The 20,202-nt window shown below is 59.8% G+C and carries 16 protein-coding genes; 13 read left to right on the forward strand and 3 right to left on the reverse strand.

Features of this window, described 5'->3' with window-relative positions:
* The first annotated feature begins 46 nt into the window (after window positions 1–46).
* The 6 genes from PP1Y_RS04295 (at window position 47) to PP1Y_RS04320 (ending at window position 5,841) form a co-directional block, all read left to right on the forward strand.
* A complete protein-coding gene (locus tag PP1Y_RS04295) occupies window positions 47–301 on the forward strand; it encodes a DUF1427 family protein (protein WP_041558376.1) in 255 nt (84 codons plus the stop codon).
* Entirely contained in the window at window positions 298–2,253 is a 1,956-nt protein-coding gene (locus PP1Y_RS04300; protein ID WP_173364714.1) for an amidohydrolase, read from the forward strand. The genes PP1Y_RS04295 and PP1Y_RS04300 overlap by 4 nt, the downstream gene beginning before the upstream one ends.
* Window positions 2,254–2,345: 92 nt before the next feature.
* Entirely contained in the window at window positions 2,346–3,251 is a 906-nt protein-coding gene (locus PP1Y_RS04305) for a VOC family protein (RefSeq protein ID WP_013836861.1), read from the forward strand.
* Between the two features lie 3 nt (window positions 3,252–3,254).
* On the forward strand, window positions 3,255–3,683 hold the full coding sequence (locus tag PP1Y_RS04310; protein ID WP_013836862.1) for a DoxX family protein: 429 nt from the start codon (window positions 3,255–3,257) through the stop codon (window positions 3,681–3,683).
* On the forward strand, window positions 3,676–5,040 hold the full coding sequence (locus tag PP1Y_RS04315) for an alginate export family protein (protein WP_051009942.1): 1,365 nt from the start codon (window positions 3,676–3,678) through the stop codon (window positions 5,038–5,040). Before PP1Y_RS04310 ends, PP1Y_RS04315 begins: the two co-directional genes overlap by 8 nt.
* 102 nt (window positions 5,041–5,142) lie before the next feature.
* Complete coding sequence (locus PP1Y_RS04320; protein WP_013836864.1) at window positions 5,143–5,841, forward strand: YoaK family protein; 699 nt, start codon at window positions 5,143–5,145, stop codon at window positions 5,839–5,841.
* Between the two features lie 181 nt (window positions 5,842–6,022).
* Here PP1Y_RS04320 and PP1Y_RS04325 read toward each other — a convergent pair whose 3' ends face one another.
* Window positions 6,023–6,685 (reverse strand): TetR/AcrR family transcriptional regulator, encoded by a 663-nt coding sequence (locus PP1Y_RS04325; protein WP_013836865.1) that lies wholly within the window; start codon window positions 6,683–6,685, stop codon window positions 6,023–6,025.
* 333 nt (window positions 6,686–7,018) lie between these two features.
* Here PP1Y_RS04325 and PP1Y_RS24580 point away from each other — a divergent pair, with 333 nt between their 5' ends.
* Window positions 7,019–7,432: a DoxX family protein gene (locus PP1Y_RS24580; RefSeq protein WP_013836866.1), complete on the forward strand. Its 414-nt coding sequence runs from the start codon at window positions 7,019–7,021 to the stop codon at window positions 7,430–7,432.
* Entirely contained in the window at window positions 7,433–8,278 is an 846-nt protein-coding gene (locus PP1Y_RS04335; RefSeq protein ID WP_148274829.1) for a nuclear transport factor 2 family protein, read from the forward strand. It abuts the gene before it with no gap.
* A gap of 104 nt (window positions 8,279–8,382) precedes the next feature.
* Here PP1Y_RS04335 and PP1Y_RS04340 read toward each other — a convergent pair whose 3' ends face one another.
* Together PP1Y_RS04340 and PP1Y_RS04345 are read right to left on the reverse strand one after the other, a co-directional pair.
* Window positions 8,383–9,339 (reverse strand): ThuA domain-containing protein, encoded by a 957-nt coding sequence (locus PP1Y_RS04340; RefSeq protein WP_013836868.1) that lies wholly within the window; start codon window positions 9,337–9,339, stop codon window positions 8,383–8,385.
* Between the two features lie 24 nt (window positions 9,340–9,363).
* Complete coding sequence (locus PP1Y_RS04345) at window positions 9,364–10,737, reverse strand: MFS transporter (protein WP_013836869.1); 1,374 nt, start codon at window positions 10,735–10,737, stop codon at window positions 9,364–9,366.
* Between the two features lie 480 nt (window positions 10,738–11,217).
* Here PP1Y_RS04345 and PP1Y_RS04350 point away from each other — a divergent pair, with 480 nt between their 5' ends.
* The 5 genes from PP1Y_RS04350 (at window position 11,218) to PP1Y_RS04370 (ending at window position 20,140) form a co-directional block, all read left to right on the forward strand.
* On the forward strand, window positions 11,218–13,446 hold the full coding sequence (locus PP1Y_RS04350; RefSeq protein WP_232512249.1) for a TonB-dependent receptor: 2,229 nt from the start codon (window positions 11,218–11,220) through the stop codon (window positions 13,444–13,446).
* A gap of 152 nt (window positions 13,447–13,598) precedes the next feature.
* Window positions 13,599–14,240 carry a gluconate 2-dehydrogenase subunit 3 family protein gene (locus tag PP1Y_RS04355; RefSeq protein WP_232512251.1) on the forward strand — a complete coding sequence of 214 codons (642 nt, stop codon included), beginning with the start codon at window positions 13,599–13,601 and terminating at the stop codon, window positions 14,238–14,240.
* A 10-nt stretch (window positions 14,241–14,250) separates the two neighbouring features.
* Window positions 14,251–15,936, forward strand: coding sequence for a GMC oxidoreductase (locus PP1Y_RS04360; protein WP_013836872.1), 1,686 nt, complete (start codon window positions 14,251–14,253; stop codon window positions 15,934–15,936).
* 619 nt (window positions 15,937–16,555) lie between these two features.
* A complete protein-coding gene (locus tag PP1Y_RS04365) occupies window positions 16,556–17,668 on the forward strand; it encodes an LLM class flavin-dependent oxidoreductase (RefSeq protein ID WP_013836873.1) in 1,113 nt (370 codons plus the stop codon).
* 177 nt (window positions 17,669–17,845) lie between these two features.
* Window positions 17,846–20,140, forward strand: coding sequence for a TonB-dependent receptor (locus PP1Y_RS04370; protein WP_013836874.1), 2,295 nt, complete (start codon window positions 17,846–17,848; stop codon window positions 20,138–20,140).
* Window positions 20,141–20,202 lie beyond the last annotated feature (62 nt).

Raw genomic sequence — 20,202 nt, forward strand, 5'->3', positions numbered from 1 at the left:
AACAAGGGACACCCGGAGCGAAGAGCGCACGCCGAGGAGACCACACATGAAAGCCTACCTTCTCTCCATCGCCGCCGGGTTGCTGGTTGGCGTCGTCTACAGTCTCCTTGGCGTGCGTTCGCCTGCGCCACCGATGATCGCCCTTTTGGGACTGCTGGGCATCCTGCTCGGCGAGCAGATCATTCCATTGGCGAGCCGGTTCATGACAAAGAAAGACGTAGCAGAATTCGTCATGACCGATTGTCGCGAACACGTACTCGGTCGGCTGCCGGGCGACGACACAGACAAGCGCGAGGCATGATAACCCGCCGCCACACATTACTGGGAGCCGCTGCTGCGTCGCTTCTGCCCACAACCCTCACGGCCCGAACGGGTCGAAGCAAGGACGAAATTCGCATGGCCCACCCCACCGACACAATCATCGTCAACGCGAAGGTTTCGACCCTGGATCGCGAAAACCCCGTGGCCGAAGCCGTGGCGATCCGCAACGGTAAATTCCTCGCGGTGGGCAGCGAACAGGAAGCGCGCGAGGCTGCCGCCCCCGGCGCCACCGTGATCGACGCCAAGGGCCGCCGCCTGATCCCCGGGCTGATCGACAGCCACATGCACATCATTCGCGGCGGCCTGAACTTCAACATGGAGCTGCGCTGGGACGGGGTGACATCGCTTTCCGAAGCGATGGCGATGCTGAAGCAGCAGGTCGACAACACGCCCGCCCCGCAATGGGTGCGCGTCGTCGGCGGCTTCACCGAACACCAGTTCGCCGAAAAGCGCCTGCCGACGATCGAGGAACTGAACGCCGTCGCGCCCGATACCCCGGTCTTCATCCTCCATCTCTACGACCGCGCGCTGCTGAACGCCGCCGCGCTGCGCGTGGTCGGCTATACCAAGGACACGCCCAACCCGCCGGGCGGGGAGATCGTACGCGATGCCGCGGGCAATCCCACCGGTCTGCTGCTTGCCCAGCCCAACGCGACGATCCTCTATTCGACGCTGGCCAAGGGCCCCAAGCTGCCGCAGGACTATCAGCTCAACTCCACCCGCCACTTCATGCGCGAGGTCAACGCACTGGGCGTGACCGGGGTGATCGATGCGGGCGGCGGCTTCCAGAACTATCCCGACGATTACGCGATCATCGAGAAGCTCCACGCCGAAGACCAGTTGACCGTGCGCATCAGCTACAACCTTTTCACACAGAAGCCGAAAGAGGAACTGGCAGACTTTTCCGGCTGGGTCTCGCAGGTCAGCCCCGGACAGGGCGACGACACCTACCGCCACAACGGCGCGGGCGAGATGCTGGTCTATTCCGCCGCCGACTTCGAGGATTTCCGCGTCGAGCGCCCCGACATGCCGCCAAGCATGGAAGGCGACCTGGAACCCGTCATTCGCCTGCTCGCCGAACACCGCTGGCCCTGGCGCCTTCACGCCACCTATGACGAGACGATCGGCCGCGCGCTCGACGTCTACGAAAAGGTCAACCGCGACATCCCGCTCGAGGGAATCAACTGGTTCTTCGACCACGCCGAGACGATTAGCGACCGCAATATCGACCGCATCGCCGCGTTAGGGGGTGGCATCGCCGTGCAGCACCGCATGGCCTATCAGGGCGAATACTTTGTCGAGCGCTATGGGAACAAGGCCGCCGAACGCACGCCGCCGATCTCCAGGATGCTTTCTGCCGGCATTCCGGTGGGCGCGGGGACCGACGCCACCCGTGTCGCCAGCTATAACCCTTGGGTCTCGCTTTCGTGGCTTGTCACCGGGCGCACCGTGGGCGGCCTCTCGCTCTACCGGGGCGATAACCGCGTCAGCCGCGAAAAGGCGCTGCGCATGTGGACGCACGAGAACACCTGGTTTTCGAACGAAGTGGGCAAGAAGGGCCAGATCAAGGCGGGTCAACTGGCCGACCTCGCGCTACTGTCGGACGACTACTTCGCAGTGCCCGAGCACGACATCGTCCACATCCGCTCGGTGCTGACCGTGCTGGGCGGAAAGGTTGTGCATGGCGAGGGCGACTATCGCCCGCTCGCCCCCGAATTGCCCCGTCCGATGCCCGACTGGTCGCCGGTCGCTACCTTCGGCGGCTATTACCAGACGCCCGAAGCCAAGCAGAAGCTGGCCTCTGCCTGCGGGTGTGTCAGCGCCTGCGGTGTCCACGGCCACGACCATGCCGCCGCGCTCGGCGCAAACGTGCCCGCCGCCGATGTCCAGACCTTCTGGGGATCGCTGGGCTGCGGCTGCTGGGCGGTGTGATCCCGCAAGGCCCTTCCGCGCAGCGAGGCCTCGGCAACCGGGAGCAGGACCAGGCCGAAACAACGTTAAGATTCCCCCCAAGGAGACCTTCAATGAAGCGTTTTACCTTCCTCCTCGCCGCCGTGCTGGCTGCGAATCCGATTACCGTTCCTGCCGTGGCTGCACCAGCCGCCGACTATTCGGTGGGGCCGCAGTATGACACCACCCACGTCTACGTCCCGGAGGGCCAATTCGACACGTTCGTCTCCAGCTTCGTCGCCACGTTCGGAGGCAACACCAGCAAGCAGGGCGAATTTCAGGTGACGCCGACCAAGAGCCTCACCAAGTCGCAACTGGTGTTGACGCCAGCGGGCACCGTATCGGTATTCGGCTTCAAGACGCCGATCCCCTATCCCTTCGGCGATGAGCGCACCGGCTATCTGGTGACCGACATCGACGCTGCCGTAAAATCGGCACGGAGCCACGGCGCGGTACGACGGCTGGCAACGTTTCCCGATCCGATCGGTCGCGATTCCGTGATCCAGTGGCCGGGCGGCGTGAACATGCAGCTTTACTGGCACACCGCCAAGCCCAGCTACACCCCGCTCCAGACCGTGCCGGAGAACCGCATCTACCTGACGGCGGACGCTGCCGACAGCTTTATCAAGAGCTGGACCGGTTACTCCCACGGCGAGGTCACCGCTGACGACAAGGCGGCCGATGGCGGAGAGATCGGCGAGCCCGGCAAGACCATCCGCCGCGTCGCGATCACCAGCGGCTATGGCAAAATGGTGGTCTTCGTCTCTGACGGGCAACTTCCCTGGCCCTATGGCCGCGACATGACCGGCTACACGGTCAGCGACCTTTCGGCGACGCTCGCCAGGGCTTCGGCCGCGGGCGTGGAGACGCTTGTCGCCCCCTTCGATACCGGCAAGCGCCAGTCCGCCATCGTCCGCTTCCCTGGCGGTTACATCGCCGAGATCCACTCCGCGGAAGTGAACTCGAATGGGGTAGACTGAGCCATGTCCGGCACCGACACGCCCAAATTCGTTTCATCGGTACTGGACTTCGCGCCGACGGGGTTCCTCGCCCGCCTCTTGCTGGTGGGCGCCTACCTCGTCGGCGGGCTCACCAAGCTGACCGACTGGCAGGGCGCGGTCGCGGAACAAGTTCACTTCGGCCTGACCCCGCCCACGCTCTGGGCGGCGCTCACCATCGCGCTGGAACTGACCGGCCCGCTGCTGATCCTGACGAACCGCCTTGTCTGGCTCGGCGCGGGCATGCTCGGGGTGTTCACCTTCTTCGCCGCGCTTGTCGCCAATGCCTTCTGGACCATGCCCGCCGGACCCGAGCGCTTCGGCGCCACCAATGCCTTCTTCGAGCACATGGGGCTGGTCGGCGGATTCATGCTTGTGGCAATCCTTGCATTCAGGTCGCAGCGCAGTGCCTAGGTCTTTTCTGCTGGTGTTACTTGCCGCGATCTTCCTGCCTGCGGCCGCGCATGCCGAGCCCACCGAAGCCTGGCAGGCACCAACTCTTTCGATCACCCGCTACGACGAAGACTGGTCCGTCGTTGCCGCCTCCGACGTGCGTGATCAGCACTGGACAGGGCAGTTCAAGTACATCCCGATCAGCGAAGATGCCTGGCTCTCGACCGGAATCGAACTGCGGGTGCGCCACGAGAACCTCGATAACAACCTGTGGGGCGATGCCGAAGCACCCGGCGATAGCTATGTCTGGTTTCGCGCCCTGCCTTATGCCGATCTCCACGTTGGCAAGCTGCGCGCTTTCGTGCAACCTATCGCCTCGACTTCGGCCAGCGTCGCCCCCACACCGGGGCCAATCGACCAGACGGGCATCGACCTGCTGCAGGGCTTTGTCGAGGCCGAGTTCGGCCCGGTCATCTTGCGCGGCGGACGGCAGATGCTCTCGCTGGGCACCGAGCGCCTGATCGGTACGCGCTATGGCCCCAACGTGCCGCTTGCTTTCGACGGCCTGCGCGCCAACATAAGGCTGGGCGCAGCAGTCACCGTTAGCCTGCTGGCGGTGAAGCCGGTACAGGCGCGAAAGGGCGACATCAACGACCGTACCTCGCACGACAAGTCGCTATGGGGCGCCTATGCCGTGTTGCCGGGCCTCGACCTCTATTACCTCGGCTATCGCAGCGATGCCGCCCGCTGGGGAAACCGTGAAGGCACGGAGGCCCGCCACAGCCTGGGCGCCCGTTTTCACGGCAGTCGCGACGACTGGCACTGGAATATCGAGGGCGTTTACCAGTTCGGTCGCTTCGCCGGCGGCCCCATCTCCGCATGGACGGTGGGCACCGAAATCGGCCACGCCTTTCCGGAGGCGCCGCTCTCGCCGGACCTTACCCTGCGTGTGAACGCCATCAGCGGTGACGGCAATCGGAGCGACGACCGCCTGGGCACTTTCAACGCGATGTTTCCCAAGGGAAAGTACTTCGGGGAACTTTCTCCGGTCGGCCCTTACAATATCGTCAACGCCTACTCCGCGCTTGGGCTCAGGCTTTCCTCAAAGGTTTCCGCCAGCCTCGCAGGGGTAGCCTATTGGCGCTATTCGACGGCGGACGGCATTTACGACATTCCCGGGAACCTGGTTCGCGCCGCCGGCGGTACCCGCGCGCGCTTCATCGGTACCCTTATCGAAGGCGTGGTCTCGTGGCAGGCCAATGCCGAACTTGAACTTTCCGCTTCGATTTCGGCCTTTGCGCCGGGCGCCTTCATCCGCGCCACAGGATCTGCGAAGACCATCCATATGCTTGGCCTGGAGAGCAATTTCCGATTCTGACTTACTTATCCTGCGCTGTGAAAGATCGACTTTATTATTTCCGGTGCCTGCAAGAACGACCGCGACACTCGCCACTCGCAAAGCCTCGCCTCGGAGATTGATATGATTGCACCATCCGACATAAAGTCATTCGCTCTACCCCGTTTGTTGCTGCTGCTTTCGGCCACGACTGGCCTCGTGGACGCCGCTTCGGTGCTCGGTCTTGGCAAGGTCTTCACGGCCAACATGACTGGCAACGTCGTCTTCCTCGGCTTTGCAGCGGTGGGAACGCCGGGTTTCAAGGTGTTGCCCGCAGTCATGGCACTGTTTGCCTTCATGGTCGGCGCGTGGTGCGCAGGCCATCTTGCGCGGGCGCACGCCGCATTGCCGCTGCGCCGTTGGCTGCTCTGGGCAGCCGTAATTGAGGCAGCACTATTGTGGATCGCCGCTGCCATTTCGACCAAGATCGACGTGGCGGCTCAGACTCCCGAAATCGCCGTGCTTTCGGTAATAGCGCTGACTGGCTTTGCGATGGGCCTGCGCAACGCCACGGTTCGTTCACTCAAGGTGCCAGACCTGACAACTACCGTGCTGACGCTTACCATTACCGGTATCGCAGCCGACCAGACAGGTGGAAGGTCTCCAAACCTCAAGCGCCGTGTCGGCGCAATACTGTCGATCTTCGCCGGAGCGGCCGTGGGCGCTCTTCTTCTGCTTCAGGTCGGCCTAGCCGTTCCGCTACTGCTGGCAGGGGGTATCGTGCTGGGCGCGACGCTTCTCTTCGCGCGCGATCCGGGCTTCGCCTTGCCCCATGCAATGTGAAAACAAGTGTATTCGCAGCTCAAGGCGTTGTGCTTGCTCTAAATGGCAGATGCGCCGGGCTGCAGGTCAAGAAATCCCGTGATCGTCCTGTCAGTACGGCCTGTAGGACGGCCCCGTTGATTGCCAGCGAGATGCGACAGGGCGAGGTCCCTCGTAAACGGGACTATTCAGGGGCTGTTGATCAGTTGTCCGTGTGTAGATAGGCCAAGACCATCTTGCCCAGTTCACGCTTGAGCATGTCCCACTGGTAGTGCTGTTCGGCTCCACCATTCGGGGACAGGTTCAGCCCGCGTGCCAGGACGGAATATATGATCTGATATGCCGCGAAGATCTTCATGTCGGCCTGGCCCACGATCTCATCGGAGAAATTCGTGATCGCCTGCGTCCATCGCATGACTGAGTGTTGGGCCGCGGACTGGCCGGATTCCGCAATCAAGGGATCATTGGCTGCCTTCTGCATGCTGAGTCGCAGTATCGGCGCATTGCCTTTCAGGATTTCGGCAAACCCATCGGTGTATGGCGGAATGAATTCTCCAAGGTTGGTCGCTTTGGACATCAACTGGTTCATCAGAAGATCTTCTGCTGCCTCGATCTGGGCCAGGGCGTCGGTAATGACTGCGCGAACCAGATTTTCCTTCGAATTGAAGCGCAGATAGATCGAACCGATGGAGACGTTGCCGAGCTTTTCCACATCCATCAGGGTAAACTCTTCGCTTCCGCGCTCCAGCATTAGTGCGCGTGCGGCAGCGAGCATTCTTTCAAGCGCCGCCTTGCTCCGGCTTTGCTGTGGAGTTCGGCTCGTGGTCTTTCTGGGGCGCTTTGCGACTTCGGCTTGATCGGACATGCGCCGACCAAACAATATTATAACTATAACGTCAATTTATATTGATTCCCCAAGATCGGCTTTTCGCCGTGCGCCACCGGCTTTGGGGCCGATCAAGCCGATCTTAAGGGACGCAAACCGTCGGATGCGTGCGCCGACGCGCTTTTCGATTGACAGGAATGGTCGAACGCGTTGAACTAAAATCATAGTTATAGCATTACTGTGTGAGAGGGCCGGGATGCATATGCGCAAAGGATTGGACGTGACGTCCGCGCCACGTCGCCTGCAAGAGCAAGCAACCCATCTGGAAGTGGGGGGCAACTCGAAATCAGCGCACGGGACTTGCAACCAACGATGAAGTCTTACCGTCTGCCTGTATGCCACCTGCTCGCAGTCCTCCTGGCATTGCCGCTCGCGGCGTTCTTCATCTTCGTTGGCTGGAACAAGACGTTCACAGCGTTGGAGGACTTGCGACGATACGGGGCATGGACGATCTGGCTGCCTGAATGGCTTGGGCGTGTGGTCGGCGTTAGTGAGATCCTGTTCGCGATTCTTCTCCTCGGGGCGATTTCTGTGCGCACTCGGGGAGTGGCCCGCGCGGCAGCCATATTGCTCGTCTTAAACCAAGTGATCGCGGCGCTTTTTCATGCGCTTCACGAAGAATTCGGTGCTCTTCCGCAGAACGGTGTCCTCTCGCTCGCACTGCTTGGCGTATTCGGGCTGTTAGGCGCGAGGCGAATGAAAATTGTCAAAGAGGGAGAATTTTGAATGTTGCAGAAAGTGATGTGGCGGATCGGGGCGTACAGCATGCTCGCGTCAACCTGCCTTGCCGGCCAGATGGCATGGGCTGCAGGCACCGAGCCAGGGCAGGTTGCCGCTCTCGAAGCCCAGGTCGCGCAATTGCAGAAGACAGCGCAGGCGAATGCGGATCGGTCGGCTGTCGAGAACCTGTTCTCCCGGTACATGTACCTGCACAACGCTTTCCAGGACAATCAGATTGTCGATCTGTGGGCCAAGAAGGGCACTCCTGACATCCGGGCGCAGTATTCGAACCTTGGTGTTTACACCAATTGGGACAGTATCATCTCCTACCACCGTGACCGGCCGTCTCCGATCGGGAAGCTATTGTTCCACTATGTGACGACGCCAATCATCGAAGTGGCCGGCGATGGTCAGACGGCCAAGGGCCTATGGATTGTCAATGGCCTCGAGTCCGGCTTGACCGATCCTGAGCATGCCAAGAACATGCCTGACTGGATGTTTGAAAAGGATATGGTCGACGGCAAGAAAGTCTGGATGCACAACGTCTACCTCAAGTACGGCATCGACTTCATAAAGCAGGACGGCCAGTGGAAGATCTGGCATTTCCATTGTTTCGAGGTCGCGCGAGCGCCCTATGGAATGGGTTGGATCCCTTTTGCCGCAGCAGCCCAGGACGACCCGTTCAATTTCGATCTCATGTACATGGGTGATGATGGCAAGCCGGTATTCATGCCCAAGCCTGACGGCCCGGCCTCGGTTCTCAACAATACCTACCGCACCGACACCGCGCAGAAATTGGAAGCGAGGCCTCCGGAACCCTATCGCACGTTTAGCGAAACCTTCGCGTACTAAGAGTTCGAGGGGCGTTTGCGGAAAAGGCCCACCTTGCCTTGTGTGGCAGGGTGGGCCTCTCTTTATTGGAACCCCCACGTGTGGGATGCGACATTGCCCCTGTATTACGGAGTGGTTGAATAGTCCGCCGCATCTTCAGGCACGGGAAGCGTCACCTTGCCAGTTCCGGCCCATTCCGTTCCGCGCAGGATCAGTGTCTGAAGTCCGGCGAAATGCAGGGATACTTCGTCATGACCGATGGTGATCGAAAAGACGCGTCCTTTGCCGTAGTCCTGCGTCCACACTTGAGGATGATCGGCATCGATGCCCTCCATCTTTGCAAGCTTTTCCTTGGTGTAGGCACTTGCCGGATACTTTGGGCCAGCCAGCTTCGGGTCGTAACTCGCCGCGGCATCGTGCGCAGTAGCCAGGACGTGGATCTTGGCGCCGGGTGCGAAGCTCATGTTGGTGTACATGTCATCGTTGTAGGTCCAGACGTACTCGCGCATGCCTGCCGTGATCGGATGCTGCCTGTCGACAATATGCACCGGGAATGCCCCGGGTGGAGATCGCCTGCTCGTGCCCGGCTCCATGACGGCGCCGACCAGTTCGCGGTACTCGGGCCAATTGTAGCCCCATGTGAATGACGAGTGATAGGCGACCAGGCCGCCGCCCTGCCTCACATAATCGAAGAGAGCCCTTTCAGCCTCGGGCGACCAGCGATGCTCCTCCTTGTCGTCGTAAACCCATCGCGAGGAATAGTTGAGGAGAACGACATCGTAGGACTTCAGCAAGGCAAGGCTGCCATGATCGAAATCCTCGGTTACCCTTACGTCGAAGCGGCCGCTGTCCTGAAGCAGTGTGCGCAGCATGTTGTCAACGCCGGTCCAGTCGTGCTCATAGCTGTTCTGCCCGCTGATGATCAGGACCTTGAGCCGCTTTTCCGCCGGATCGACCGGGATCGCGACGCGCTGCACGGTCTCGGGGGGGCGATAAGGCGGATGGACGATGACTTGTGCCATGGCCGGAACACCGAGCATCGCAATGATAGCCGCGGTTGCTGCCCCTTTCAGAAGGTTCACTCGATTCTCCCGTATAGTGGAATCTCAGGACTGCGCGGAAACGTAGTCCAATTGGTCGTACTCGGCGGTTTCGCCATGTGGCTTGTTCGCCCGGCCCATGGGCCAGAACAGGATGCAGATGAGTTGCAGGGTGAGAAGCAGGATTGGCCAACCATAGTAAGACCAGCGAATCACGCTGCGCGCTTCTTCGCTCACTGCATCGGGCGAATAGCTGGCCCAAGCCAGGCAGTAGGCGATGGCCGCCGATCCCACTGCCATGCCGATCTTGGTTGCCAGGCTCACCCCCGCTGACAGCAGGCCTTCGTAGCGTACGCCGAAGAGAAGCTCATGGAAATCCACGGCCTCCGCGATCATCGTGAAAATGGCGGTGATCGTAAGGGAAGTCGTGATGGAAGCGGTAAAATAGACGGCAAGAAAAGCAAACGGCGCAGCTTCGAGCCACGGCAGTAGTGCAAAAAGGCCAATCGATACGAGAAGCGCGCCGACGCAGCCTGCCCGTATCCCCGTTCGTGACAGGATGGGCGGCGCGATGAATGCTGAGAGCAGAAGCATTCCCGAAATGGCCGGCAGCATGAAAGAGATCATCCAGGGCTTTCTGAGGACATCGATCGCGAAGAAGGCCGTGACGGAGATCATGGCGCCGAAGCGCACGAAATAGAGAAGGGTGAACACGAAGGCGACCAACCAGGCGCGGTTGCGCAGCATATCGCGGACGGCCGGCAGGATGGGAAAGTCGGGCGCCTCGGCACGTTCATGGCGCTCATGGCAGTTACGGAACAGTGAAAGCAGTGCAATCAGCGACAGTGCCGCAAATAGCAGCGCAACGCAAAGAAAGCCCTTCTGTTCATCCCCGCCGCCGAACAGCGAGACGAGCGGCATCGTTGCCGCGGTGCCCATGATGACGGAAATCGAAGTCCCGATCGAGCGCATGGAACTGAGCTTCAAGCGCTCTCCCGTGTCCGGCGTCATCATCGGAAGCAGGGCAGTATAAGGTATCGAACCGAAGGACATCAGAATGCCCAGAAGATTGAACGAGACGAATGCCCAGGCGAGCTTGCCGTATTCACCCCAGTCGGGCACCATGAAGATCATGATGAAGACAAGGCTGTAGGGCACAGCAGTGAACAGAATGTAGGGCCTGGCCTGGCCCCACCGCGTGCGCGTCTTGTCTACAAGAACGCCTACTCCCATGTCGACGGCGGCGTCGAAAAGCCTTGCGGTGAGGAAGATTGTGCCCACGGCCGCTGCCGGCATCTTTGCAACTACGGTGTAATAATAGAGCAGAAACGCGCCGACGGCGTTATACGGTAGGCTGTAGCCGAAATCCCCGAAGCCGTAGCTGATGCGCTCTATGAAAGAGAGTTTGGCCCCGCGGGCAATCGTCGAGCCGCGAGTCACCGTTTCGTCTCTCGCCGCCAGCCTGTGGTACCTAACCTATTCAAAGGTCTGCGGTTCACTGCATTCTCCCAATGATTACGCGCAAATCCGGTCAATCGACCGGGCCTGGTCATCTGGTTCCCGAGACTCGTTCGGCCCCATTCACTTAAAACTATAATGCTGATTTTTGTTTTGTCGACAGCATTTTTCTGCGATACCGAAGGCAGTGAGCTTGGCGCTCGCTTGACAGTCGGACGTCGCTGACGTTATTAGAACAGCAATAATATTTCAATCGAAGTAAATCGTTTGAACACGCAGGGAGGGTAGGGGATGTTCTTGACTAAAAGAGCAATGCTTATGGGCGGCGCAAGCCTGGTTGCAACTGGCTTGGTGAGCGTAGCGCCGGCCTTTGCACAAAGGTCGCCAGAAGAGAATGACAGCAATATCATAATCGTTACGGCCCAGAACCGGGCTGAAAACGTCCAGGACGTTCCCATTGCAATGGATGTCGTCGGACAGGAAAAGATCTCGCAGGCCGGCTTCAGCAATGCCAGCGATCTCGGTAAGATTTCACCGTCGGTCCAGATCAACGAAGATCAGGGGCAGGTCAAGATTACTGTCCGCGGCGTTGGCACCACTTCAATCGACGAAGCGCAGGATACCTCAGTCGTCGCCAATGTGGACGGCGAGTACATCAATCGTCCCAATGCCTTCAGCGTCGCCCTGTTCGACCTCGAACGGGTCGAAGTGCTGCGCGGGCCTCAAGGCACGCTCTACGGACGAAACTCGACGGGTGGCGCGGTCAATTTCATCACGCGCAAGCCTGGAAAGGAATTCGGGGTCAACGCCACGGCCAGCTATGGCAACTACAACGCCATTCGTCTGGATGCCGGCGTCGACATGCCCATCGGCAACATGGCCGGTGTGCGCGTCGCGGGTTTCTATGACGATCGCGACGGATATGTGAAGCATCCGGCAGGCGGCGGCTTCTTTGTCTTTCCCGCTTATGACGCAGGTCGCTCTGACGATAACAAGTCCTACGGCGGTCGTCTCTCGCTGCGGTTCGACCCCACCGATGCCCTGTCGATCAACCTGGCCGGCGAATATGCAGAGCGGCACTTCCGACCGGCTATCTTCGCGGCGGGAGATCTCAATGCTCCGGGCAACGGTCCCACCGGGCCGGGCTGCAATGCAGCGGGCTTCGAAACCGTGGCGCCGGACTACGGTTTGACCCTCTGTGTTCCCTCAAGCACCAATTTGCTGAGTCAGATTGATCGCGGTGAATACGATGCGCCATTCTATGGGCTAGGTTCAGGGCTCGATCAGAAGACCTGGGCTTTGCGGGGCAGAGTAGCCTACGAGTTCGCGCCCGAGGCGACGCTGACGTACATCGGAGGCTACCGGAACTTCAAGCAGGGCGACCCATCGGGTAACGAATACCTGACCTTGCCCGTGGTCTATCGTTCTTACCAGTTTCAGGACGATGCCAAGACGCAGAGCCACGAATTGCGCCTGAACGGCACGATCGGCGGGGTCATCTATCAGGTTGGCGGATTCTACTTCAAGGAGAAGCTGGTACGTGAAAGCGGCTTCTTGTTGCCGACCTTCATCTTCGGTGGATCGCCTGCCGACCCGGCAACCTTCCTCAGCTATTTCCGCCGCTTGGTCGATAGTGAAAGTGCATCGGCATTCGGACAGGTAGAAGTGCCGCTTGCTGATACGCTAACCGCTGTCGGTGGCTTGCGCTACACCCACAACAAGCGCTCGGCGCTCTACCTCAATGCAGCGCCTTTCGGGAATGGTCCGCCAGACCCCGCGCTCCTTGGTGCCGGTCCGGACCGGAAGAACTTCGCCGACCTTGCCTATGTGCAGACACTCGATCTGGGCAGTCGGGAGAGCAAGGTAACATGGCTTGCCGGGCTCAACTGGAAGCCGGACCCGATGACTCTTGTCTACGCGAAGGCGACGACGGGCTTCAAGGGTGGCGGGTTCGATTCCGTTGGCACCTACAAGCCTGAGACCAACACAGCCTACGAAGTCGGCCTCAAGAAGAACTTCGGTGACAGGGGGCAGCACCAGTTCAACTTGAGCGGCTTCTACTATGACTACAAGGACCTGCAGGTATCGGTTCTGCTTGACACCAACGTCGGTAATCAGATTTTCAATGCCGGCAAGGCAACGATTTGGGGTGTCGAAGCTGAGGCCGCCATTGAACTGAGCGAGAACGATCACTTCAACGCCAGCTTCAATTACCTGAACTCGCAATACGATGAGCTGTTCGCCCAGTTCAACGTGGTCTGCGTCGGATGCGATCTTAACGGTATTGGCGACCTGGATCCGAACACGCCGGGAGTGCAGCAGCCCGACTTTGCAGGGAACACGACCCCGTTCTCTCCGAAATTCATCATTACGATGGCATATGATCATGTGTTCGATCTGGGATCTGCCGGCAAGGTCACTGCCCGGATGGATACCCTGTTCAAGAGTGCCTACTATACCGATTTCTATAACTACCGCGATGGCAAGCAGCGGGCTTTCACGCAATCCGGCGCGAGTCTTGAGTACAAGCCGGAGAACGGGCGGTTTAGCGTGACGGCATTCGTCCGCAACATCGAGAACAAGCGACCGCTCACCTATGGCAGCTTTGTGTCTGCCGGACCGGATGACATCTTCAACTGGCAATTCGGTGCGCCGCGGACTTACGGCATCCGGGTGGGCGCCGATTTCTGAACGAATTGTCCAATTTTCAGGAAGGGGCGGAGCCAGTCTCTGCCCCTTCTCCTTTTTCGGGATGATCGACGCCAATTTTAGGCTATAACTAAAACCAAAATTATAATAATGAGAATCGTCCCCGGCCATCAGGAGGCGGGATTTGGGAGATTATGGCGATCATGACGCACGGTGCAGGCGCAGGGATTCGGCGCAGGGAATTTGCCGGTGTCTTTGCCATGTTGGCATTGGCGCTGGGTATTCCTGCTGCAGCTGTGCATCTGTCGAGACCGGAAGATCTGGATGAAGCAACGGACCTCCAGCGCCGCCTGATAGCCGAGGTCAGCAATATTGTGATCCCCAGGACCGATACCGCTGGCGCAGGAGAGCTTGGCGTCGGCGATTTTGTCATTCTCGCCCTGGCTCACGGCCTCGAAGGATCGCGTGCGCCGATGTCGGCCCAGGCCTTGCCTGTTCTGGCGCGTTTCAGGAGACCAGACGGCTCCTTGCGGCATCTCCAGTGGCTGGAGCACGAGCTTGGCATTCGCGGCAAAGGGCATTTCATGACCCTTTCTCCCGATCACCGGCGCGAGTTGTTACGAGCATTGGATGCCGAGGGCTTCGCACAGGACAACCCACAGCATCCGTGGCGAACGATCAAGGCCCTGATCTTGACGGGCTATTATACCTCTGAAGTCGGCGGTTCGCAGGATCTCCGCTACGAGCTTACTCCGGGGCGCTGGGATCCAAACCTGCCCCTCGAGCCTGGCGATCGGGCCTTTTCCAGCGACTGGACCGCAGTGGACTTTGGTTGAGGAATCAATGATGGAATTTGACGCAATTGTGGTCGGCTCGGGTATTACCGGTGGCTGGGCCGCCAAAGAACTGACCGAGGCGGGCCTGAAGGTCCTGATGCTGGAACGCGGCCGAAATATCAGCCACCAGGTCGACTACGAGCGGGAGACCAAGGCTCCTTGGGAAATGCCCTTTCGGGGCATCGGCGACATTGAAATGTACGAGCGGGAGTACCCGGTGCAGATGCTGAATCGGCATTTCACCGAGTTTACCGAAGATCATTTCGTCAACGATAAGGCTAATCCCTATTCCACGGCTGCCGGCACCGATTTCACGTGGTTCCGCAGTTATCAGCTCGGCGGTCGCTCTTTGACGTGGGGGCGGCAGTCCTATCGCTGGTCGGATTACGATTTCGGCGCGAACAAGCGCGATGGACATGGCACCGACTGGCCGATCCGCTATGCCGATCTTGCTCCATGGTATGACCACGTTGAGGAATTCATCGGCGTTTCCGGTGCGGCTGAGGGCCTTGCCCAATTACCCGACGGCAAGTTCCAGCCACCCATGGCGCTGAACGTGGTCGAACAGCATCTGCGGGAAGTGATCGCTGAGCGGTGGCCCGGGCGCTGCCTGACCATCGGGCGCACGGCCAATCTGACCCGGGCGAAGCCGGAGCAGGGCAGGGCGCACTGCCAATACCGCAGCATCTGTGCTCGCGGCTGCTCCTATGGAGCCTATTTCTCGACCCAATCGTCCACCTTGCCTGCCGCTACGGCGACCGGGCGATTGACGGTGGTAACGGACGCTGTTGTGGAACAGGTGGATTTCGATCCGAAGACCAGGCGCGTCACCGGTGTGCGATGGATCGATACCGCCAGCAGGGAGCGCAAGTCTGCAAAGGCGCGCATTGTCTTCCTGAATGCAGGTGCGTTCAATTCGGTTCAATTGCTCCTGCAGTCGGCAAGCGAATCCATGCCGCACGGTCTTGCCAATTCCAGCGGTGTGTTGGGGACGCATATCATGGACCATGCCAACACCCTCTCAGCCGCCGCTCTCATGCCCGGTTTCGAGGGTCGCACGACGTTTGGCAATCGCCCGACCGGGATCATCATCCCGCGCTATCGCAATCTCGATGAAATGGACGGTCAAGGTCACACACGAGGTTTCTCGTTCCAGGGCGGCGCCATGCAGAGCACCTGGACAAGAGCGAAGCGAGAAGCGGGGATCGGCGAAGACTTCAAGAACCGAATGCACGCGATCGGACCATGGCGGGCTGTCCTGGTTGGCTTCGCCGACTGCATCCCGCGGGCACGAAACCGACTCACGCTCAATCACGCGAAAACCGATGAGCGCGGGCTTCCCCTTCTCAATGTCGAATTCGCCTTCGGCAAGGAGGAGCTTGCCGCGCTGGCACAGGCAAAGACCGAAGCAGCTGAAATGCTGACCGCTGCCGGTGGCAAGGTCATCATGGGATTCGATCGTCCGGGGCCTGGCGGAACCGCCATTCACGAAATGGGCGGCGCGCGCATGGGGTGGGATCCCGGGACTTCGGTGCTGAACAGATGGAGCCAGTCGCATGACATAGCCAATCTGTTCGTCACCGACGGCGCGCAGATGAGCTCGTCGGCCTGTCAGAATCCGTCGCTCACTTACATGGCGCTCACAGCGCGCGCGTGCGATGCCGCAGTCAAGATGCTGCGCGAAGGCGCTATCTGATTATCATGGGAATTACGTCGCAGCGGGTAGCCGTCCATTGGAGGCAGAGTGCCCGGCAAGGATCACCGAACCGCAGCGCGCTCCTGCTTCAACCGGACCTGCTATTGCCTGCCGCGAGACGCGGCTTTTCCGAGCGCGCTCCTGCCCGGAGAACGGGGAATCTCGCACAGAGCCGGTGCGGAAGTATGGCGTGTATGGGTCTTGGTGCGCCGATCATCTTGCCTGAGTTGAGGAGCATCATGTCGGTTCCGCACGAGGAAGCGAAGTTGGTCGTTCGGTCAGGCGGCGCTTTGGGCGTTGCGACCGTCAGAGGTGCAATTCTCGTTCTGAGAGGAGCTGCACGATCTGTCTTGCCGGTTTCCGCCTTGATCGAGGCTTTCCGGGAGATGTGCGTCGCCCCTGAATTTCGGGCTTCACGCCTTTGCACGCGGTGGAGACGATGGGCCGATCAGCTCGTCGGATGCCGGGTATCATTTTGCAGCGGAAAACCAATTTGCGGCTGAAAACTATGTTGACAGTTCCGCGGCTTCGCCTAGTAACTATAACGACAATTCTAGTTATAAATTGATTCGGAAGTCCATCCAGTTGGGCGCCTGATTGATTCTTGAGAGAGGTCTCGATGCGTTTTTCGGTTTTTCTAAATGCCCGCTCGCTCGGTCCCGAGCAGGACCGCAAGCTGATGAAAGATCTGGAAGGCCATGCCAAACTGGCGTCCGAACTCGGGTTTGACGCGATCTTCCTGCCCGATCATCACTTCAACGGTTACATGCCGATCGCCAGCGACAGTTTCATCTTCGCCGCCTACCTGGCAGCGCAGATGCCGGACATGCACTTCGGCTTTTCCGTCGTATCAGTGCCTCTGCACCATCCCGTGCGCCTGACCGAACGGATCAATCTTCTCGACCAGATCACCGACGGCAAGCTGTTGGTCGGTGTCGGTTCGGGGACCACGCCCGAGGAAATGATCGGTTTTGCGGTCGATTATCGCAATGCCGGGGCGATCTCGGAAGGTAACCTGGCCATTGCGGAAAAGCTCTGGTCCAAGCGGATGGAGGACCCTGCCGTCGAGATCGACAACGGTCCTTACCAGGGCAAGGTCCTGCAGCGGATCACGCCAGCGCCGTACACGGAAGGGCACGCGCGCCTGATGCCGGTCGCGATGAAGGAATCGAGCGCGCGGCGCGCGGCAGAGAATGCCTGGCCTGCGTTCATTCCGGCTTTTACGCCGCCGAAGATTGGCGGAACGGAACCGTTCCTTCACGTCAAGAAGTGGTTCGAGATCTACAGGGGCATGTTGAACGAAGCTGGGCACGACGAGGCGACCATCAAGTCGGCTCTCGACTGGACAACGCATACCTATCAGGCTGTACACATCGCCGAGACCGATGAGCAGGCGCGTGACGAGCTGGAGATCATCCTGCGCGGTTACCAGGATGCGGTTGATCGCGAAAATGCCTTCAACCGCCGCGCTGAAAGCGACGAGGCCAATACCAAGACCGATCGCACGCCCAGCGCTCTGGATGAAGATTATATCGGGACCTGGTGTCTTTATGGGTCGCCGGAAACGGTCATCGAGCATCTCCGACCGTACCAGGAGCTGGGGATCGGCAACATCCTTTGCGGTACTACGACCGGTCCGCTGACCGACCAGCGCCTCGCCTTCGGGAACCGGACACTCGAACTCATGGCAAGCAAGGTCATGCCGGCGCTGGAGGGCATGCAAGTCGCTTAATTTCGCCGTGCCGGGGACGAAATAGGGTCTCGGGCAACGAAAATCTCAGACAATTGGCAGCTGGTCCGCGCAAGACAGGCGACGTTTGCCTGTCTGGGCCAACACAGTCTGACAACGCCATGTGGGGGCGCAGTCCCTTGGCGTTCGAAATAACCAGGTATACATGGGAGAAGCTGAATGAAATCTCTTAAATTCAGGGCTGCAATGCTGGCGGGTAGTGCGGTTGCGGTTCTGGCAATGCCGGCGTTCGCTCAGGAATCGCAGGGCGAAAAGGCGCCCGCGCTTGATGCCAACGTCATTATCGTGACCGCGCAGAACCGCGCACAGAACGTGCAGGACGTTCCGATCGCGATGAGCGTCCTTGGGGGCGAGAAGCTGGAAGAGGCGGGCGTCACCGACTTCAACCAGATGGATCGTGTCGCCCCGGCGCTGAATATCACGAATGACACCGTGTTCACCCGCGTTGCCGTTCGCGGCGTCGGTACCAATTCGAACGACGAAGCGCAGGATCAGTCCATCGCGATCAATATCGATGGTGAATATCTGAACCGCGCCAATGTCCTGGGTGTATCCCTGTTCGATATGGAACGCGTCGAGGTTCTTCGCGGTCCTCAGGGCACGCTCTATGGTCGTAACGCCACGGGCGGCGCGATCAACTTCGTGACCCGCAAGCCCGGCGACGTCTTTGCCGTCAATCTGACAGGGACATACGGCAATTATGACCAGATCACGCTTGACGGTGGCGTCGACGTGCCTTTGGCCGGTATCGGCGGCATCCGCCTGTCGGGCCTCTACGACAGGCATGACGGTTATTTCTACCACCCGAATATCGATGCGCACAGCGGTTCGTCGGAGAAGAAGGCAGGGCGCCTGAGCCTGCGCCTTGAACCCGCGGACGGCTTGCGCATCGACCTGGCTGGCGAGTACGTCAAGGTGGACAGCATCCTGGCTGCCAATGCGTGGACCGACCTCAATGCTGCCGGCAACGGACCGGGCGCGGATTGCTCGCTCAATGGTTTTGAGGAAGTCGCGCCGCTGACACCCAATGTCCAGTGCATCCCGAGCAACACCAACTTCCTGTCGACTATCGACCGCGACAGCTACGATGCCCCGCTTACCGGCGTGAGCCCGAGCGAGCAGGAATCGAAAGTCGTGCGCGGCAAGGTTGCCTATGACTTCGGACCGGCGATCGTGACCTATACCGGCGGATACCGGGTTACCGACCAGGACGCGGACATTGCGCTGGCCCCGGCATACTACTTCTACGACTTCTTCAATCGTACGAAGACGCAGAGCCACGAACTGCGCCTGAACGGGACGACGGGCGGCATCGAGTGGCAAACCGGTGCGTTCTACTTCCACGAAAATCTGCGCAATTCACGCGGCCTCTTCAGCCCCTTCATTGGCCCCAACGGCAGCTTCATCAATGCCTTCCGGCGCGATGTGACGGCCAAGAGCTGGGCAGCCTTTGGCCAGGTCGACGTGCCGCTTACTTCTACGCTGACTGCAGTGGGCGGCCTGCGCTATACGCATGACAAGCGTAATGGCATCTTCGATAACTTCGGGTTCGTGTTCAACTCGGGACCTGTGGAGCAGACCGGGAATGCGCCCTCGCAACTCGACCTCGAAGCCAAGGGTAGCAAGGTGACCTGGCTTGCCGGCCTGAACTACAAGCCCAATGCCGACACCCTTATCTACGGCAAGGTGTCGACCGGCTACAAGGCGGGCGGCTTCGACAGTGTCGGCGCCTATGATCCGGAGACGAACACGGCCTACGAAATCGGCTCGAAGCTGACTTTCGGCGATATGGGTCAGCACAAGTTCAACCTGGCCGGCTACTATTACGACTACAAGGACCTGCAAGTTTCGGTCTTGCTGGACAATTCCATCGGTGGCCAGATATTCAATGCCGGCAAGGCGGTCATCTGGGGTGCGGAAGCCGAACTCTCGATCGGGCTCGACGAACACAACTTCTTCAATGCCTCGTTCAATTACACGAATGCAGAATACAAGGATCTGCTGGCTTCCTACGTCGTCTACTGCGTCGGTTGCGGTGATATCGGCGTCGGCGATCTCGATCCCGACCCGAATAATATCGTCCAGCCCAACCTAGCCGGAAACAAGCCGCCCCAGACGCCCAAGTTCGTCATCACCATGGGCTACGATCACATCTTCGATTTCGGCAGCGCCGGAACCCTGACTGCCAGCGTGTTCTCCAAGTTCAAGAGTTCGTACTTCACGGATATCTTCAACTATCGCGACAGCAAGCAGAAGGCTTTCACCCAGACCGACCTCACTTTGCTCTACAAGCCGCAGGACGAGCGCTGGAGTGTCCAGGCATTTGTCCGCAATCTCGAGAACGAGAAGCCGCTGACGTATGCTTCGTATGTCGCCGCCGGTCCGGATGACGTCTATACTTGGCAGTTCGGCACGCCGCGGACCTACGGCGTCCGCGTCGGCATCGATTTTTGATCCGACGCGGTGGGGAAGGGGAGTTCCTTCCCCACCAGCCGGTCGAGTGCAAGAAACAGGAA

It is taken from the genome of Novosphingobium sp. PP1Y, assembly GCF_000253255.1.
Classification (GTDB): domain Bacteria; phylum Pseudomonadota; class Alphaproteobacteria; order Sphingomonadales; family Sphingomonadaceae; genus Novosphingobium.

Bases quoted from the DNA above. Each gene is read 5' to 3' on its own strand.
- PP1Y_RS04355 (WP_232512251.1), top strand. From the start codon at position 13,599: ATGGCGATCATGACGCACGGTGCAGGCGCAGGGATTCGGCGCAGGGAA.
- PP1Y_RS04335 (WP_148274829.1), top strand. From the start codon at position 7,433: ATGTTGCAGAAAGTGATGTGGCGGATCGGGGCGTACAGCATGCTCGCG.
- PP1Y_RS24580 (WP_013836866.1), top strand. From the start codon at position 7,019: ATGAAGTCTTACCGTCTGCCTGTATGCCACCTGCTCGCAGTCCTCCTG.
- PP1Y_RS04300 (WP_173364714.1), top strand. From the start codon at position 298: ATGATAACCCGCCGCCACACATTACTGGGAGCCGCTGCTGCGTCGCTT.
- PP1Y_RS04365 (WP_013836873.1), top strand. From the start codon at position 16,556: ATGCGTTTTTCGGTTTTTCTAAATGCCCGCTCGCTCGGTCCCGAGCAG.
- PP1Y_RS04305 (WP_013836861.1), top strand. From the start codon at position 2,346: ATGAAGCGTTTTACCTTCCTCCTCGCCGCCGTGCTGGCTGCGAATCCG.
- PP1Y_RS04360 (WP_013836872.1), top strand. From the start codon at position 14,251: ATGGAATTTGACGCAATTGTGGTCGGCTCGGGTATTACCGGTGGCTGG.
- PP1Y_RS04350 (WP_232512249.1), top strand. From the start codon at position 11,218: ATGGATGTCGTCGGACAGGAAAAGATCTCGCAGGCCGGCTTCAGCAAT.
- PP1Y_RS04370 (WP_013836874.1), top strand. From the start codon at position 17,846: ATGAAATCTCTTAAATTCAGGGCTGCAATGCTGGCGGGTAGTGCGGTT.
- PP1Y_RS04295 (WP_041558376.1), top strand. From the start codon at position 47: ATGAAAGCCTACCTTCTCTCCATCGCCGCCGGGTTGCTGGTTGGCGTC.
- PP1Y_RS04325 (WP_013836865.1), bottom strand. From the start codon at position 6,685: ATGTCCGATCAAGCCGAAGTCGCAAAGCGCCCCAGAAAGACCACGAGC.
- PP1Y_RS04320 (WP_013836864.1), top strand. From the start codon at position 5,143: ATGATTGCACCATCCGACATAAAGTCATTCGCTCTACCCCGTTTGTTG.
- PP1Y_RS04310 (WP_013836862.1), top strand. From the start codon at position 3,255: ATGTCCGGCACCGACACGCCCAAATTCGTTTCATCGGTACTGGACTTC.